15 protein-coding genes are annotated in these 14,937 nt (G+C 73.0%); 8 read left to right on the plus strand and 7 right to left on the minus strand.

Going from position 1 to position 14,937, the window contains the following annotated elements:
* Positions 1-50 precede the first annotated feature (50 nt).
* Positions 51-1,574 (plus strand): MFS transporter, encoded by a 1,524-nt coding sequence (locus ACU436_RS25280; RefSeq protein WP_459029360.1) that lies wholly within the window; start codon positions 51-53, stop codon positions 1,572-1,574.
* Here ACU436_RS25280 and ACU436_RS25285 read toward each other — a convergent pair.
* Positions 1,549-1,965: a winged helix-turn-helix transcriptional regulator gene (locus tag ACU436_RS25285; protein WP_459029361.1), complete on the minus strand. Its 417-nt coding sequence runs from the start codon at positions 1,963-1,965 to the stop codon at positions 1,549-1,551. The genes ACU436_RS25280 and ACU436_RS25285 overlap by 26 nt on opposite strands.
* Positions 1,966-2,038: 73 nt before the next feature.
* Between ACU436_RS25285 and ACU436_RS25290 the strand changes: the two genes are divergently transcribed.
* Positions 2,039-2,983, plus strand: a complete 945-nt coding sequence (locus tag ACU436_RS25290; RefSeq protein ID WP_459029363.1) for an NADP-dependent oxidoreductase — start codon at positions 2,039-2,041, stop codon at positions 2,981-2,983.
* Here ACU436_RS25290 and ACU436_RS25295 read toward each other — a convergent pair.
* The 3 genes from ACU436_RS25295 to ACU436_RS25305 are packed head-to-tail and all read right to left on the minus strand — an operon-like array spanning position 2,961 to position 5,482.
* Entirely contained in the window at positions 2,961-4,424 is a 1,464-nt protein-coding gene (locus ACU436_RS25295) for an LLM class flavin-dependent oxidoreductase (protein WP_459029365.1), read from the minus strand. The two genes, ACU436_RS25290 and ACU436_RS25295, sit on opposite strands and share 23 nt — an antisense overlap.
* A 3-nt stretch (positions 4,425-4,427) precedes the next feature.
* On the minus strand, positions 4,428-5,084 hold the full coding sequence (locus ACU436_RS25300; RefSeq protein WP_459029367.1) for a TetR family transcriptional regulator: 657 nt from the start codon (positions 5,082-5,084) through the stop codon (positions 4,428-4,430).
* Positions 5,081-5,482, minus strand: coding sequence for a hypothetical protein (locus ACU436_RS25305; RefSeq protein ID WP_459029369.1), 402 nt, complete (start codon positions 5,480-5,482; stop codon positions 5,081-5,083). Before ACU436_RS25305 ends, ACU436_RS25300 begins: the two co-directional genes overlap by 4 nt.
* Before the next feature lie 355 nt (positions 5,483-5,837).
* On the opposite strand from ACU436_RS25305, the gene ACU436_RS25310 reads away from it, so the two are divergent.
* The 3 genes from ACU436_RS25310 to ACU436_RS25320 all read left to right on the plus strand — a co-directional run bounded on the left by ACU436_RS25310 (position 5,838) and on the right by ACU436_RS25320 (position 10,067).
* Entirely contained in the window at positions 5,838-7,661 is a 1,824-nt protein-coding gene (locus ACU436_RS25310) for a phosphoenolpyruvate carboxykinase (GTP) (RefSeq protein WP_459029370.1), read from the plus strand.
* Positions 7,662-7,735: 74 nt separating this feature from the next.
* Positions 7,736-7,927, plus strand: a complete 192-nt coding sequence (locus ACU436_RS25315) for a DUF3311 domain-containing protein (protein ID WP_459029372.1) — start codon at positions 7,736-7,738, stop codon at positions 7,925-7,927.
* Positions 7,928-8,189: 262 nt separating this feature from the next.
* Complete coding sequence (locus ACU436_RS25320) at positions 8,190-10,067, plus strand: hypothetical protein (protein ID WP_459029374.1); 1,878 nt, start codon at positions 8,190-8,192, stop codon at positions 10,065-10,067.
* A 141-nt stretch (positions 10,068-10,208) separates the two neighbouring features.
* Here the strand turns inward: ACU436_RS25320 and ACU436_RS25325 are convergent, their stop codons facing one another.
* Positions 10,209-10,508: a DUF3024 domain-containing protein gene (locus tag ACU436_RS25325; protein ID WP_459029376.1), complete on the minus strand. Its 300-nt coding sequence runs from the start codon at positions 10,506-10,508 to the stop codon at positions 10,209-10,211.
* Between the two features lie 75 nt (positions 10,509-10,583).
* On the opposite strand from ACU436_RS25325, the gene ACU436_RS25330 reads away from it, so the two are divergent.
* Positions 10,584-11,168: a peroxidase-related enzyme gene (locus ACU436_RS25330; protein ID WP_459029378.1), complete on the plus strand. Its 585-nt coding sequence runs from the start codon at positions 10,584-10,586 to the stop codon at positions 11,166-11,168.
* The gene (locus ACU436_RS25335) at positions 11,168-11,854 is read left to right on the plus strand and encodes a hypothetical protein (protein ID WP_459029380.1); all 687 of its coding nucleotides are present in this window, start codon (positions 11,168-11,170) and stop codon (positions 11,852-11,854) included. Before ACU436_RS25330 ends, ACU436_RS25335 begins: the two co-directional genes overlap by 1 nt.
* Before the next feature lie 12 nt (positions 11,855-11,866).
* On the opposite strand, the gene ACU436_RS25340 is transcribed toward ACU436_RS25335, so the two are convergent.
* The gene (locus tag ACU436_RS25340) at positions 11,867-12,622 is read right to left on the minus strand and encodes an SDR family NAD(P)-dependent oxidoreductase (RefSeq protein WP_459029381.1); all 756 of its coding nucleotides are present in this window, start codon (positions 12,620-12,622) and stop codon (positions 11,867-11,869) included.
* The gene (locus tag ACU436_RS25345; protein WP_459029383.1) at positions 12,622-13,476 is read right to left on the minus strand and encodes a fumarylacetoacetate hydrolase family protein; all 855 of its coding nucleotides are present in this window, start codon (positions 13,474-13,476) and stop codon (positions 12,622-12,624) included. The genes ACU436_RS25340 and ACU436_RS25345 overlap by 1 nt, the downstream gene beginning before the upstream one ends.
* 150 nt (positions 13,477-13,626) lie before the next feature.
* Here ACU436_RS25345 and ACU436_RS25350 point away from each other — a divergent pair, with 150 nt between their 5' ends.
* Positions 13,627-14,907, plus strand: coding sequence for an L-fuconate dehydratase (locus ACU436_RS25350; RefSeq protein ID WP_459029385.1), 1,281 nt, complete (start codon positions 13,627-13,629; stop codon positions 14,905-14,907).
* Positions 14,908-14,937: the final 30 nt, after the last annotated feature.

A 14,937-nucleotide genomic window follows, 5' to 3' on the forward strand; every position in this document is an offset into this window, starting at 1 on the left:
TAAACCGTCTAGACGGTACAGTCGACAGCCGCTGCTCCCGAGGAACGCCCTTGACCGTCATTGCTCCCCGCCGGGCCCGCGCCGGCCGCCGTGAATGGTGCGCGCTGGCCGTGCTTCTCCTGCCCACGCTGCTCGTCACGATCGACAACACCGTGCTCGGGTTCGCCCTGCCGGCGATCAGCGCTGCGCTCTCGCCGTCGGCGGCGCAGCTGCTGTGGCTGGTGGACGTCTACCCGCTCGTGCTGGCCGGCCTGCTGGTGACGATGGGCACGCTCGGCGACCGGGTCGGCAGGCGCCGCACGCTCGTGGTCGGCGTTGCGGGCTTCGGCGCCGTCTCGCTCGTGGCGGCCTTCGCCGCGGACGCCGCGCACCTCGTGGCCGCCCGAGCCCTGCTCGGGTTCTTCGGCGCCATGCTGATGCCCGCCACCCTCGCGCTCCTGCGCACGCTCTTCCGGGACCGCGCCCAGCGCCGGTTCGCCGTCGCGGTCTGGGCCACCGGGTTCGCCGCGGGTTCGGCGCTCGGCCCGATCGTCGGCGGGCTGCTCCTGCAGCACTTCTGGTGGGGATCGGTGTTCCTGGTCAACGTGCCGGTGATGCTGGTACTGCTCGTGCTCGCCCCTGCGCTGCTCCCGGAGTCGCGCATGCCGCACCCGGGCCGGTTCGACCCGCTCGGGGTGCTGCTCTCGCTGCTCGCGATGGCGCCCGCCGTGCTGGCCGTGAAGATCGTCGCGCACGACGGCGTCACGCCGGTGGCCGCGCTGGCGCTCCTCGTCGCGGTCGTGGCCGGCGTCCTCTTCGTGCGCCGGGCCGAGGCCCGCCGGGCCGCAGGCGAGGAGCCGCTGCTCGACGTCACCCTGTTCGCGTCGCCGGTGCTGCGGCTCTCGGCGCTGGCGAACGCCACCACGATGTTCGCGCTCACCGGTCTGCTCTTCTTCTCCGCGCAGTTCCTCGTGCTCGTGCAGGGGCTGACGCCGATGGACGCGGGGTTCGTGCTGCTTCCCGGGTTCGTCGTGACGATGCTCGCCGGCCTGGCGGCCGCACGGCTGGGCCGGCGGTTCCCACTGCGCGGGCTGGTGCCGGCCGGGCTGTTGCTGGCGGCGTCCGGGTACCTGCTGTGCACGCTCCTGGGCGCCGGTCCGGCCCTCGCGGTGCTGGTGGCGGCGAGCGTGCTGGTCGGGGCCGGGATCGGCCTCTCGGAGACGATCACGAACGACGCCATCCTCGCCGCGGCCCCCGCCGACCGGGCCGGAGCGGCATCGGCCGTGTCCGAGACGGCGTACGAGATCGGTGCCGTGCTCGGCACGGCCGTCCTCGGCAGCGTGCTCTCGGCGGTGTACCGGGGTGCGGTCGAGGTGCCGAGCAGCGTCGGGCCGACCTACGCCACCGCGGCCCGCGAGACCCTGGGCGGAGCGGTCGGCGTGGCGCACCGGCTCACCGGGACGCCGGCCGCCGAGCTGCTGTCCTCGGCCCGGGCCGCGTTCACCGGCGCCATCGAGGTCACCGCGCTGACCGGCACCGCAGTGCTCCTTCTCGTCGCTCTGACGGTGTTCATCGGGTTGGCGCGGAGCCGCTAGCGCCGTCGTGCCCGGCGCGGGCCGCCGCCACCTCGTCCATGTGGTGCTCGGCCCATTCCTTGATGTGGGCGAGCAGCGGCATGAGCGTGTCACCGAGCGGGGTGAGGGCGTAGTCGACCCGCACCGGCACCGACGGTGTGACGGTGCGGCTCACCAACCCGTCCCGCTCGAGCGAGCGGAGGGTCTGGGTGAGCATCTTCTGGCTCACCCCGGCGATTCGCCGGCTCAGGTCCGAGTACCGCTGCGGCCCGCCGGCCAGCGCCGACAGCACGAGCGTGACCCACTTGTCGCTGATCCGGTCCAGCAGGTGCCGGGTGGGGCAGGACGCGATGTAGGCGTCGTACCGCCGGGCCGCCTCCGCGCGGCGCTCGCTCGCGGTGCGGGTGGCCATCTCACCTCCGCGTGCCGTACGCACTTCCAGGTGCCTTCTTCCCGATGAAGAGTAGCTCCCCGAACCTGGGGCCATGCGTGCATTGGTGACCCGGCGGCTCGACGGGCCGGACGGCATGGAGCTGATCGAGACCCCGGTTCCCGAGCCCGGGCCGGGGCAGGTCCGGATCGCGGTGGCGGCGAGCGCCGTGAACCCGGTCGACGTGGCGACCGCCTGCGGTGCGTTGCAGCGCCTCGGCCTCACCGCGGCGCGTGACCGGTACGGCCTCGGGTGGGACGTGGCCGGCACCGTCGACGCGGCCGGTCCCGGCGTGGACCTGTCCGTCGGCACCGCGGTGATCGGCCTGTCCGACCTGCTCGGGAGGCCGCTGAAGACGCACGCGGAGCAGGTCGTGCTCGACGACACCGCGGTAGCGCCCGCCCCGCGCGGCCTCGACCCGGTCGCGGCGGCGACGATCCCCCTGGGCGCCCTCACCGCCGACCAGGCGCTCGACGCGCTGGCCCTCCCCACCGGCGCCACGCTGCTCGTCACCGGCGCCGCCGGTGCCGTCGGCGGGTACGCCGTGCAGCTGGCCCGCCACCGCGGGCTGGACGTCGTCGCAGTGGCCGCTCCCGCCGACGAGCGACTCGTGCGCGAGCTCGGGGCACGGCACGTCGTGCCCCGAGGCGCCGACCTGCCCACCGCCGTGCGCGAGCTGGTGCCCGGCGGGGTGGGCGGGGTCGTCGACGCCGCGCTCGTCGGGGTCGCCGCCCACGAGGCCGTGCGCAACGGGGGTGCGTTCGCCCACCTCGCAGCGACCCCGGCGCCCGCGCCGTTGCGCGGCATCCGCGTGCACACCCTCCTCGTCAGCGCCGACGGCGACCGGCTGCGTCGGCTCGTCGGCCTGGTCGAGACCGGGGCCATCGGGACGAGGGTGGCCGGTGTGCATGCGCTCGAGGACGCCACGACGGCTTACCGGAAGGTGGCGGGCGGCGGGTTGCGCGGGCGCATCGTGCTCACTCCCGGAACGCCGCGATGACCTCGCCCATCCGGGCCACCGGCTCCGCGTCGCGCAGGTCGGGCAGGCGGACCGCGACCTCGGCCACGCCGATCTCCGCGAGCTCGCGGAACCGCCCGACCTGGTCGGCCACGGTGCCGGCGTGCACCTGCTGGGCGAACCGGCCGGAGTCGACGGGCCGCGGCCGGTGCGCCTCCACGAGGGCGGCCACCTCGGAGGGATCCCGGCCGACCAGCGCGGTGGTGAGGTGCGACAGCTCGACCTCGCGGCCGGTGCGGGCGCACTGTTCGCGCAGCACCCCGGCCTTGCGCGCCACGGACGGCAGATCCCCCAGCACGTTGGCGACGTCGGCGTAGCGGGCCGCGAGCGGCAGCGTGCGCCGCTCGCCCCCGCCGCCGAGCACGATCGGCACGTGCTCCTGCAGCGGCCGGGGGTAGCCGGACGTGTCGGGCAGGTCGAGCACCCGCCCGCGGAACGGCTTCCCGCCCGGGCCCCACAGCACCGGGAGCGCCGCGAGCGCGTCCTCGAGCAGGGCGTACCGCTCGGCGCGCGGCGGGAACTCGAACCCGTATGCCCGGTGCTCGGCCTCGAACCACCCGAGTCCGAGCCCGCAGATCGCGCGGCCGCCGCTGAGCACGTCGAGGGTGGCGACGATCTTGGCGAGGTGGCCGACGTTGCGGTGCGTCACGGCCGTGACGAGGCTGCCGAGCCGGACCCGTTCCGTGCACGCGGCGAGCCAGGCGAGGGTGGTGAAGCTCTCGGGGAAGTCCTCCCACGCCCGGCCGAGCTGCGGGATCTGCCGGAAGTGGTCCATCACGTAGATCGCGTCGAAGCCCGCGGACTCGGCCGCCACCGCGATCTGGCGCAACCGGTGCCGCATCCCGGTGGCACCTCCGCGGAACTCCCCGAGGTGCAGTGCGAACCGGATTCCGACGGGGGTTTGCCGCTGACGTTCGACGGCCGCGGCCGACTCCAGGAACACCGGCGGCACCACCCGCACCGGCTCGGGCGCGAGCACATCGTCGAACCCCTCGCCGGCCAGCGCGGCGCGCACCGCGGGCCACGCCTCGAGCTGCGCGGTCAGCACCGCGGCCGGCACGGGTCGGGGGCGGGTCCGGTTGCGCGCCCGGCAGACGCCGGCCGGTGTGTCGAACTCGACGGCGACGCACGCCATCCCGTGTTCACGGGCGAGGCGCACCCAGGTGGCCCGGCGTCGGCCGTCGAGCCCGGTGGTGTCGACGACGGTGGTCAGCCCGCGAGCCACGCGCCGGTCGACGACCGCGTCGAGCAGGTCGAACGCGTCCGCGCTCGCCGCGATGTCGTCCTCCCCCGCACCGACCAGCGCACGTAGCCGATCGCCGGAGACCACCGCGTCCGGCGGGAAGTGCTCCGCCGCCCAGGTCGACTTGCCGGATGCGACGGGTCCGGCCAGCACGACCAGGCAGGGCGAGGGCAGCCGCATGCCTCACTCCCTGAGGGACCGGACCAGGTCGACGACCTGGCGACCGAGCGGGCGCAGCACCGGTAGCCGCGAGAGGCGGACGAGCCGCGCGACGATCGGCACGGTGCGGTCCACGAGCAGGCGGGTGCGGGCGGCGTCGGGGGAGGTGTCGTGCACCCAGAACAGCACGACGCCGAGGTGCTGCAGCCACAGCAGTTCGGGGAGCTCGCGCGCCAGCTCGGGATCGAGGTCGACCCGGGCGCCCGCGAGCACCTCCCGGTAGAGGTCGACCGCGGCCGCCCGGGCCGCGCCCGCATCCGGGCTGAACGGCGACAGCGGGTTGCCGGGCTGGGCGGCCACCGCGAAGAAGCGGCCCGCGAACTCCCGGTACGGGCCGGCGGCGGTGATCCACGTGTGGAGCGTGACGCCGAGCCGGCCGGCCAGGCCGGTGTGCCCGGCGAGCTCGGGGAGCGCGAGCGCGCGGTGCTCGGCGACGAGCTGGTCGTAGAAGCCCTGGACCAGCTCGTCCTTCGAGGAGAAGTAGTAGTACGCGTTGCCGACCGAGACGCCGGCTCGGTCGGCAACGGCACGCATCGTCGTGCCGTCGAACCCGCGCTCGCGGAACAGCTCCAGAGCGGCGCCGACGATCGCGTCGCGGGTGCTCCCGGGAGCCGTGGTCACTGGTGGCCGGGCTCACCGATCCCGCGTTCGGCGAGGCGCTCCTGGACCTGCTCGGAGATCTCCGCGGCCCGCCTGCGTTCACGCACCCGGATGAGCACGAGCATCGAGATGCCGTAGGCGATGCCGAGCGTCAGCAGCACCACGCCGAGCTTCACGACGAAGGTCTGGAGCGGGTTGTCGCCGGACACGTCGGTGACCGAGATGATCGCCAGCACCCCGAGCGTGACCAGGTGGAACAGCACCGAGAGCAGCAGGTTGACCGATCGCGTGACCTTCTCGTCGTGGAAGACCTCCTGCAGGAACGGCTCGCCCGCGCGGACCAGGAGCCTCCCCACGATGAACGTCAGTACGACCGATACGGCGAGCAGGACGATGTACTGGATCATCTCGGCGGCCATCGGGCCCTCCCCGGTTTTTGAACGTGTTCAAAACGCTACGCGCCCGTGGCGGTGCCGTCCACGGTCCTGGGGGGCCGATCGAGTGTGGGCGCTCACAGCGCGCGGGTACCCGCCCGCACCCCGAGCTACGCCTCGACCGGCGCCCGAGAACCCAATCTCGAGGAAAGCGCTTTCGATTCCTCTGAATCGATTACCTGATCGGTCCTGTGAGTGAGCCGACAGCCACTCGCCGTGCATGGAATACGTGTCCGCAGGTACCGTCGGGGCCCATCTCCCTAGAGCACACCCACCCGAATCAGGGTCGGGTGTGCGTAGCATTTCCAGGACCGGGCAGCCGGCGAGGAGCGAGGACGATATGACTGCGATGACCGTGCCGGGGATCGACGGAGCGCCCACCGCCAACGCGGAGCTGCTGTCCTGGGTGCGTGGGGTCGCGGATCTCACCGCCCCGGACCGCGTCGTGTGGTGTGACGGCTCCGCCGAGGAGTGGGACCGCATGACGACGCAGCTCGTCGAGGCGGGCACCTTCGTGAAGCTCGACGAGTCGAAGAAACCGAATTCGTTCTGGGCTGCCTCCGACCCGGACGATGTCGCGCGCGTCGAAGAGCGAACCTTCATCTGCAGCGCGGAGGAGGCCGGCGCGGGCCCCACCAACAACTGGGTGGCGCCGGCCGAGATGAAGAGCACGATGACGGATCTCTACCGCGGGTGCATGCGCGGTCGGACGATGTACGTCATCCCGTTCTGCATGGGCCCGACCGACGCGGAGATCCCCATGCTGGGCGTCGAGATCACCGATTCGGAGTACGTGGTCGTCTCGATGCGGATCATGACTCGGATCGGTGCGTCGGTGCTGTCGCTCTTCGCCGACCGCGGTGACTCGTTCGTGAAGGGCCTGCACTCCGTGGGCGCCCCGCTCGAGCCCGGTGAGCAGGACGTGCCGTGGCCGTGCAACGACACGAAGTACATCAGCCACTTCCCGGAGACCCGGGAGATCTGGAGCTACGGCTCCGGCTACGGCGGCAACGCGCTGCTGGGCAAGAAGTGCTACGCGCTGCGGATCGCGTCCGCCATCGCCCACGACGAGGGCTGGCTCGCCGAGCACATGCTGATCCTCAAGCTGATCTCGCCGGAGGAGAAGGCCTACTACGTGGCGGCGGCGTTCCCGTCGGCCTGCGGCAAGACGAACCTCGCGATGTTGCAGCCGACGGTGCCCGGCTGGCGGGCCGAGACGGTCGGTGACGACATCGCGTGGATGCGTTTCGGTGAGGACGGCCGCCTCTATGCGGTGAACCCCGAGTTCGGCTTCTTCGGCGTGGCCCCGGGCACGAACTGGAAGACCAATCCGAACGCGATGCGCACGATCGAGAAGGGCAACTCGCTCTTCACGAACGTGGCTCTCACCGACGACGGCGACGTGTGGTGGGAGGGCCTCGAGGGTGAGCCGGAGCACCTGACGTCGTGGCTGGGTGAGGACTGGACCCCGGACTCGGACAAACCGGCCGCCCACCCCAACTCGCGCTACACCACGCCGATCTCCCAGTGCCCGGTGGTGGCACCCGAGTGGAACGACCCGGCAGGCGTGCCGATCTCGGCGATCCTGTTCGGCGGGCGCCGCAAGACCACCGTCCCGCTGATCACCGAGTCGCGCGACTGGCAGCACGGCACGTTCCTCGGCGCCACGATGTCGAGCGAGACCACGGCCGCCATCGTGGGCAAGGTCGGCAACGTGCGTCGGGACCCGATGGCGATGCTGCCCTTCATCGGCTACAACGTGGGCGACTACTTCCAGCACTGGCTGAACATCGGCAAGGGCGCCGACGCCGACAAGCTGCCGCGGATCTTCTACGTCAACTGGTTCCGCCGCGGCGAGGACGGCGGCTTCCTGTGGCCCGGCTTCGGGGAGAACTCGCGCGTGCTGAAGTGGGCCGTCGAGCGGATCGAGGGCACCGCGGCCGCCACGGAGACCGCGATCGGCTACGTCCCGACCGCCGACGCGCTGGACCGCGACGGCCTCGACGTGACCGCCGCCGACATCGAGGCGGCGCTCTCGGTCGACCCGGAGGAGTGGAAGGCGGAGCTCCCGCTCATCGAGGAGTGGTTCGCGAAGGTCGGGGACCGTCTGCCCACGTCGATGCGCGACGAGCTCGAGGCGCTGAAACTCCGCCTGGGGGCGTAAGCGTCGGACGTACGCCGGAGCCGGGGTGCCGCTGTTCGGTTCGCAGCGGCACCCCGGCTCGTACGATGACGCCCGTGAGCCCGTGGCGCCTGCTCCTGCTCGTGCCGTTCCTCACCCTCGTGACGCCGTGGTTCAACTCCGTCGAGCCGCGCCTCGCCGGGGTGCCCTTCTTCTACTGGGCCCAGTTCGCCTGGATCCCGGTCACGGTCGCGTGCCTCGCCGTGGTCCATCTCCGCACGCGCCGACCGCCGGACGAATCGTCGTGAGGCAGCCACCGTTCATCGCGTGAAACCGTCCGTTCGTCGAGCGGCTGCGCATCGTTCACGTGTCTTAATCGTTTACGTCCACGACGCGCGCCCGAATGACCCCTCCGTGCCCTGATCGGGTGGCCGGACGCCGCCGCAAGCGGCCGTTCCGGCGCTCGGCGATCGCCGAACGCTGTCGTCCATGACCCACAGGTGCAACATTCGGACGGCGCCTGCGATACAGGGTGACCACCGCCCGGCCGGTGGCAGCGGAGGTGACGACGTGCTCGAAGTCGGAACGGCGGACCAGCGCGGCGAGGCCGATGACCTCGCCGTCTTCGTCGACCGTCTCGCAGCGGCGGGAACGGACCAGTCCACCACGGACGCTCAGACGCACATCCACCACGCGATCGCGGCCGGCGCCGTGCCACCGGGAGTGCGCAGGCTGGCCGAGGCACTCGCGGCCTCCGTCGCCGAGCTCCCCCCAGCGCCGCGCGCGCCCGTGGAGGACACGGCGTCGTTGGTCTCGGCCGTCCGGGACAACACGCTGGTCGTCCTGGAGGACTTCGACGCGCCCGCCACCGCCCGGGCCGTCGCCGCACTGCTCGCCGACGGGAGGCGCGTGGTCGTCACGGGCGCAGCGCCCGCCGAGCTCGCCGCCGTCCGCGCCGCACTGCCGGGTGACTCCGTCGACCGCGCTCTCCCCCACCTGCCGGCGCTGCCGCCCGGCGAGCTGCGCGAGCTGAGGCGCCTGCTCGCCACGTCCACACCGGAGCGCCGTGCCCGCGGTGAGCAGCTCCTCCCGGCCGAGCCGGCCCTTCCGGATCCCGCAGAGGTCGCGCAGCTGTGCGCGCTCGCCGCGGGATCCGAGGCAGCAGGCGACGGCGAGTGGGTGCTGCCCACCCTCCTCGCCGACCTCGGCGAAGACCGTCGCGCCGCCGTCACGTCCGTCGCGGAGGGCGTCGAGCGCTCGCTCGCGGCGATGCCGTCGCGCACCGAGCACGAGTGGGCGTGGCACCTGCTGTCCGAGCTGATCTACGGGCACCACCGCACGGCGTTCGACCAGATGCTCGAGGACACCGCGCAGGTCATCGCCGTCCTGGACAACACCCGCTCCGCACCACCGGTGTCGTTCACGGCGGCGCCTCCGCCGGACGCGGCGGAGGCGCTGGTCCGGTACCGCGGGTTCCTCGCCGCGGGTGGCCGCTCGCGCTCGTACTTCCGGTCGGCGGCCCAGCGTGACGTACAGGCGGTGCTCGACGTGGCGCGGGTCGGCACGCAACCGCCCGAGACCGAGGACGACATCGACCGGGTGACCGAGTACCTGGAGCTCGTCGAGCGCCAGGCGCGTGTCGACGCCGCGTGCGCCGACCTCGGTGTGCCGGTACCGGCCGACGAGAACGAGCTCGCCGAGATCGCCGACGCGTTGGAGTGCGTGGCCACGGCGGCCCGCTCGGTGAGCGCGCTCCGCCACGACGTGCTGTTCCTCGGCGCCGACTCGCCGCTGTCGGCACCCGACGTCGACGCCGCCCAGGAGCTAGCGAGGGGTGTCCTGGAGTTCGCCGTCCACGGCTCGGGTGTCGACGCGGCTCGCCGGCTCGACGCGCTCGCCGACGAGCTCGCCGCGCTCAGCCCGGCCACCGCCATGGCGCCGGAGCACGAGCGGGCGGTCAGCGCGTTGCGCGAGCGCGCCGCAGCCGGCTACCTGGCCGCCGTCGAGGCACTCGGCGCCGCTCGCCGGGAGCAGCGCGACGACCAGCTGCGCGTCACCTTGCTCCAGCGCCTGGAGGAGGGGGCCCCACGTCTCGCGGAAGCCTGGGGGGCACTCGGCGAGACCAGCCCCGCGGCCCTCGGGTTCGTGTCGTTCATGCCGGTGGAGCCGCTGCTGTCCACGCTCCCAGCGCCCGACAGCGCCGATGTCGTGCTCGTGCTGGGCGCTGGTGGCCTCGGCGTCGAGCGGTTGCTGCTCAGTGCCGTGGCCCCCCGGATCGTCGCCGTGATCGGGCCGGACGGCGCCCGGGGCGACAGCCCCACACTGCTGAGCGTGCTGCAGCGCGCGTCGGCGCTGGTGATCCGGGGCCGCACGGCCGGCGGCCAGGTCGTGCCGTTCAACGGCGGATCGGCGCGCACGGCCGCCCGCATCGGACAGGCGGGGGCTTAGGCCGCTAGGAGCTGATCAAGCCCACTGCCCGACGGGCATGATCGGCAGTCTGGTGCGGGAGCGGCCACATGCGGCCGCCTTGCGACGCGGTCACCTGGACGCCGTTCGCTACGGCCGGAGTTGCTCAGGACCTCCTAGGCCCTAGGCCCGCACCCGTTCCAGCAGCTCGATCGGGTCGCTCCCGGAGGCGTCGGGCCGCCACTCGCCGCGGCCGGCGGGGCGGTCCAGCTGCCACCCGTCGGGCCTGCGGACCAGGCGCGCCATCGGTGTGGCCGACCAGGCCTGGCCGAGCTCCGGATACGCGGGCGGCCTGCGTTCGAGGATCGTGACCGCGTCGCCGTGGATCGTGTAGGCGATCTGGCGCTGGTCGCGCTCCCCGACGGGGACGCGCGCGGCGCACCACTGCGACAGCCGCGTGCGAACCTCCTCGGGCACGGCCATGCCCGCATCGTCCCTGCTCGGCGACCGCGCGTCGAGCGGTATGAGGGGAACGGCCGGGGGCGTTAGCGTCGGGGCATGACAGAAGCGGTCCCCGTGAGCCGGTTCGGCCACGTCGAGCTGGATGACATGCCCGACGACCTGCGCGCCCGTGTGGGCGCGGTGGCGGAGAAGTCGGGCTTCGTGCCGAACGTCTTCCGCGCCCTCGCCCGCAGGCCCGCGGAGCTGCGGGCCTTCCTCGACTACCACGACGCGCTGATGGACTCCGACGACGGGCTGAGCCGCGCCGAGCGCGAGCTGGTGGTCGTCGCGACGTCGGGCGCGAACCACTGCACCTACTGCATCGTGGCCCACGGCGCCGTCCTGCGGATCCGCACGAAGGATCCGGAGATCGCCGATCGGGTGGCGAGCAACCCGTGGGGCGTCGAGCTGGACGCGCGCGAGCGGGCGATCGTCGACCTGGCCCTGCTCGTCGCCACCGACTCGGCCTCCCTCACCGAGGCCGACCTCGACGTCGCCCGGGATGCCGGTCTCTCCGACGACGAGATCTGGGACATCGGTGCGATCACCGCGCTGTTCGCGATGTCCAACCGGCTCGCGCACCTCACGGCGCTGCGGCCGAACCCGGAGTTCTTCCTGATGGGGCGGGTGCCCCGCGGGTGATGCCCCGGCGCAACCGGGTCGACCCGTTCGGCGACCTGCACGCCGTGCCCGACCGGGGGAGGTTCACCGGGAACCGCGGGTGCCTGGTCGACGACGCGGGGAACGTCGTCCGCCACCACCGGGGCGACCTGTGGATCACGTGCGTCACGGCGTTCCGCGGCCGCCGGGTCGGGCTGGCCCGCCCGGGACGCTGGACCCCGGTCTTCTTCATGGACGATGCCGTGGCCCTGGCGGCGGGGCACCGGCCCTGCGGCGAGTGCCGGTACGCCGCCTACCGGTCGTACCGGGACGCGGTGTCCGAGGGCATCGGGCGACCGATCCGGGCGGGCGAGCTGAACCGGCGCCTGCGGGCGGAGCGGCTCCGACCCGGGCGCGGCGTGGCTCGCGCCGCGGACCGCCGTATGTGGTCCGCGCCCGCCCACGATCTCCCCGACGGCGCGGTGGTGCTGTCCGACGGCCCACGGCTCGTGTTCGACGGGCGCCTGCTGGCCTTCTCCTTCGCCGGCTGGTCCGACCCGGTTCCCGTGCCGGACGGGGAGGTTCCGGTCCTGACGCCGCCGACGTCGGTGTTGGCCCTGCGGAACGGCTACCACCCGGAGCTGGCGACGAGCGATCCGCTCACACACCAACATCCGCGCTCGCACACCAACTGCAGTTCATGTGTGAGCGACGGAGTTGGTGTGTGAGCGCTCGGTGGGTCAGCTCCTCGGGCGCAGCCTCAGCTCCTGCATTCCGCCGTCGACGGCAATCACGATGCCGGTGGTCGACGTCGAGCGCGGGCTTGCCAGGTAGGCGACCGCGCCCGCCACCTCGTCGGCCGACACGAGCCGACCGTGGGGCTGGCGCGCCTCCAGTGCGGCGCGCTCGGCAGCCGGGTCGTCGGCCCGTTCCAGCAGCCGCCCGACCCACGGGGTGTCGGCGGTGCCCGGGGCAACGGCGCAGACGCGGATGCCCTCGGCGAGGTGGTCCGCCGCCATCGCCCTGGTGAGGGCGTGCACGGCGCCCTTGCTGGCGCTGTAGACGGCCCGCTGCGGGATGCCGGCCGTGGCCGCGATCGAACCGGTGTTGACGATCGCCGCGGCCGGGGACCGGCGCAGCGCCGGGAGGGCCGCCCGGGTGGCGCGGACCATCCCGAGCAGGTTGACGTCCAGCACCCGGTGCCACTCGTCGTCCGGGTTGTCCGCGACGGTGCCCTGCGACCCGACCCCGGCGTTGTTCACCAGCACATCGAGGCGGTCCCACTCCTTCAGGACGCGATCCACCGCGGCGCGCACCGAGGCGTCGTCGGTGACGTCGGCCTGCACGGCGAGCGCCCCCTCCGGCGGGTTGCTCACGTCCCGGTCGAGCACGGCGACGCGGGCACCGTCAGCCATCAGGCGCTGTGCGATGGCCGCCCCGATCCCGGACGCCCCGCCCGTGACGGCCGCGACCAGCCCGTCGAAGTCCCCCGCCATCAGTGGCCGTCCACCATGGTGTGCCGCTGGCGGCCGAGGCCCTCGATCTCCATCTCCACCACGTCGCCCGCCTTCAGGAACGGGTACTTCCCGGAGAGGCCGACGCCCTGCGGGGTGCCGGTGATCACCAGGTCGCCCGGCTCGAGGGTCATGTGCTGGGACAGGTGCCACAGGAGGAACTCGACGCCGAAGATCATGTCCTTCGTGTTCGAGTCCTGGCGCGGCTCGCCGTTCACCCAGCTGCGCAGGCGCAGGTTGCCGTGCTCCACCTCGTCCGGCGTGACGAGCCATGGCCCGGTCGGGCAGAAGCCGGCCGCACACTTGCCCTTGCTCCACTGGCCGCCGGAGATCTCGATCTGGGCGTAGCGCTCGGACAGGTCGTCGGCCACCACGAAGCCGGCCACGTGGGCGAGGCTCTGCTCGGGCGAGTCGAGGTATGCGGTGGTGCTGCCGATCACGAGGCCGAGCTCGACCTCCCAGTCGACCTTGGCGTTCTCGCTGCGCGGCATGGCGACGCCGTCGTCCGGGCCGCCGACCGTGTTCGGTGTCTTGAAGAACACCACGGGGTTGTCCGGCGGCGCTGCGCCGGACTCGGCGGCGTGCGCGGCGTAGTTCATCCCGATGCAGATCACCGCGCCGGGGCGGGCGACCGGTGGACCGACGCGCAGGTCGGTCGCGCCCGAGAGCTCGGGGAGCGAGCCCGCATCGGCGGCCGCGCGCACGTCGTCCAGACCGCCCCTGACGAGGAAGCCGCCGTCGATGTCGCGGGCGAGCCCCCGCAGGTCGTAGGTCGCGGTGTCGGTGACGAGTGCCGGGATCTCGGCTCCGGCGGGTCCGAGGCGGGCGAGTTTCATCGCGGCTCCAAGACGGTCGAGGTCGTCGAAAGATCTGATGTCCCGGGAGGAACCTACCCGGTGTCGATGCCGGCAGCGGGGCGCAGGACGCCTTGACCAGTAGACATCCGATGTCTACGGTGAGCCGCGCATCGGCAGAAAGGACTGTGCGTGAGCCGCATCACCGCCCTGGAGACCGCGGACGTGCGGTTCCCCACCTCCCTCCAGCTCGACGGGTCGGACGCGATGAACCCCGACCCCGACTACTCCGCGGCCTACGTCCGGATCCGCACCGACGACGGCGACTCCGGCCACGGGTTCGTCTTCACCATCGGCCGGGGCAACGACGTGCAGGTGGCCGCGATCGAGGCGCTCGCAGGCCACCTCGTCGGCAAGGACGTCGAGCCGGTCCTCGCGCAGATGGGTGCCACTTGGCGCGACCTCGTGCACGACTCGCAGCTGCGCTGGCTGGGCCCGGAGAAGGGCGTCATGCACATGGCGATCGGCGCGGTCGTCAACGCGCTGTGGGACCTGCGGGCCAAGCGGGAGGGCCGCCCGCTGTGGCAGGTCCTCGCCGCGATGACGCCCGAGCAGCTCGTCGACCTCGTCGACTTCCGCTACCTCACCGACGCCCTCACCCCTGATGAGGCGCTGCAGATCCTGCGCACCGCCGAGCCCGGCCGCGCCGAGCGGGAGGAGCGGTTGCTGCGCGAGGGCTACCCCGCCTACACGACGACCCCCGGCTGGCTCGGCTACGACGACGAGAAGCTCGCGCGCCTGTGCCGGGAGGCGGTCGCCGAGGGGTTCGACCAGATCAAGCTCAAGGTCGGGGGCGAGCTCGCCGACGACGTGCGCAGGCTGCGGATCGCCCGCGAGGTCGTGGGGCCGGACGTCCGGATCGCCGTGGACGCCAACCAGCGCTGGGACGTCGCCGACGCGATCGCGTGGATCAAGGAGCTGGCGAGCTTCGACCTCGCGTGGGTGGAGGAGCCCACCAGCCCGGACGACGTGCTCGGCCACGCCGCCATCGCCCGCGGCATCGCCCCGATCCCGGTTGCGACCGGTGAGCACATGGCCAACCGGGTGATGGCCAAGCAGTTCCTCGCCCACGACGCGCTGCAGGTGCTCCAGATCGACGCGACGCGCGTGGCGGGCGTCAACGAGAACGTCGCGATGCTGCTGCTCGCGGCCAAGTTCGGGGTGCCGGTCTGCCCGCACGCCGGTGGTGTGGGCCTCTGCGAAGCGGTGCAGCACCTGGCGATGTTCGACTACGTCGCCGTGTCCGGGCGGCTCGATGGGCGGATGATCGAGTTCGTGGACCACCTTCACGAGCACTTCGTCACGCCGGTCCGGGTGAGCGGCGGCCGGTACCGGACGCCGACCGAGCCCGGAGCGGGCGCCGAGATGCGCGCCGCATCCCTCGCCGGGCACACGGTGTCGCGTGATGCCTGACCGCGTGCCTCCGCCCCGGGGGACGGCAGC

It is taken from the genome of Pseudonocardia wallangbongensis (assembly GCF_054486945.1).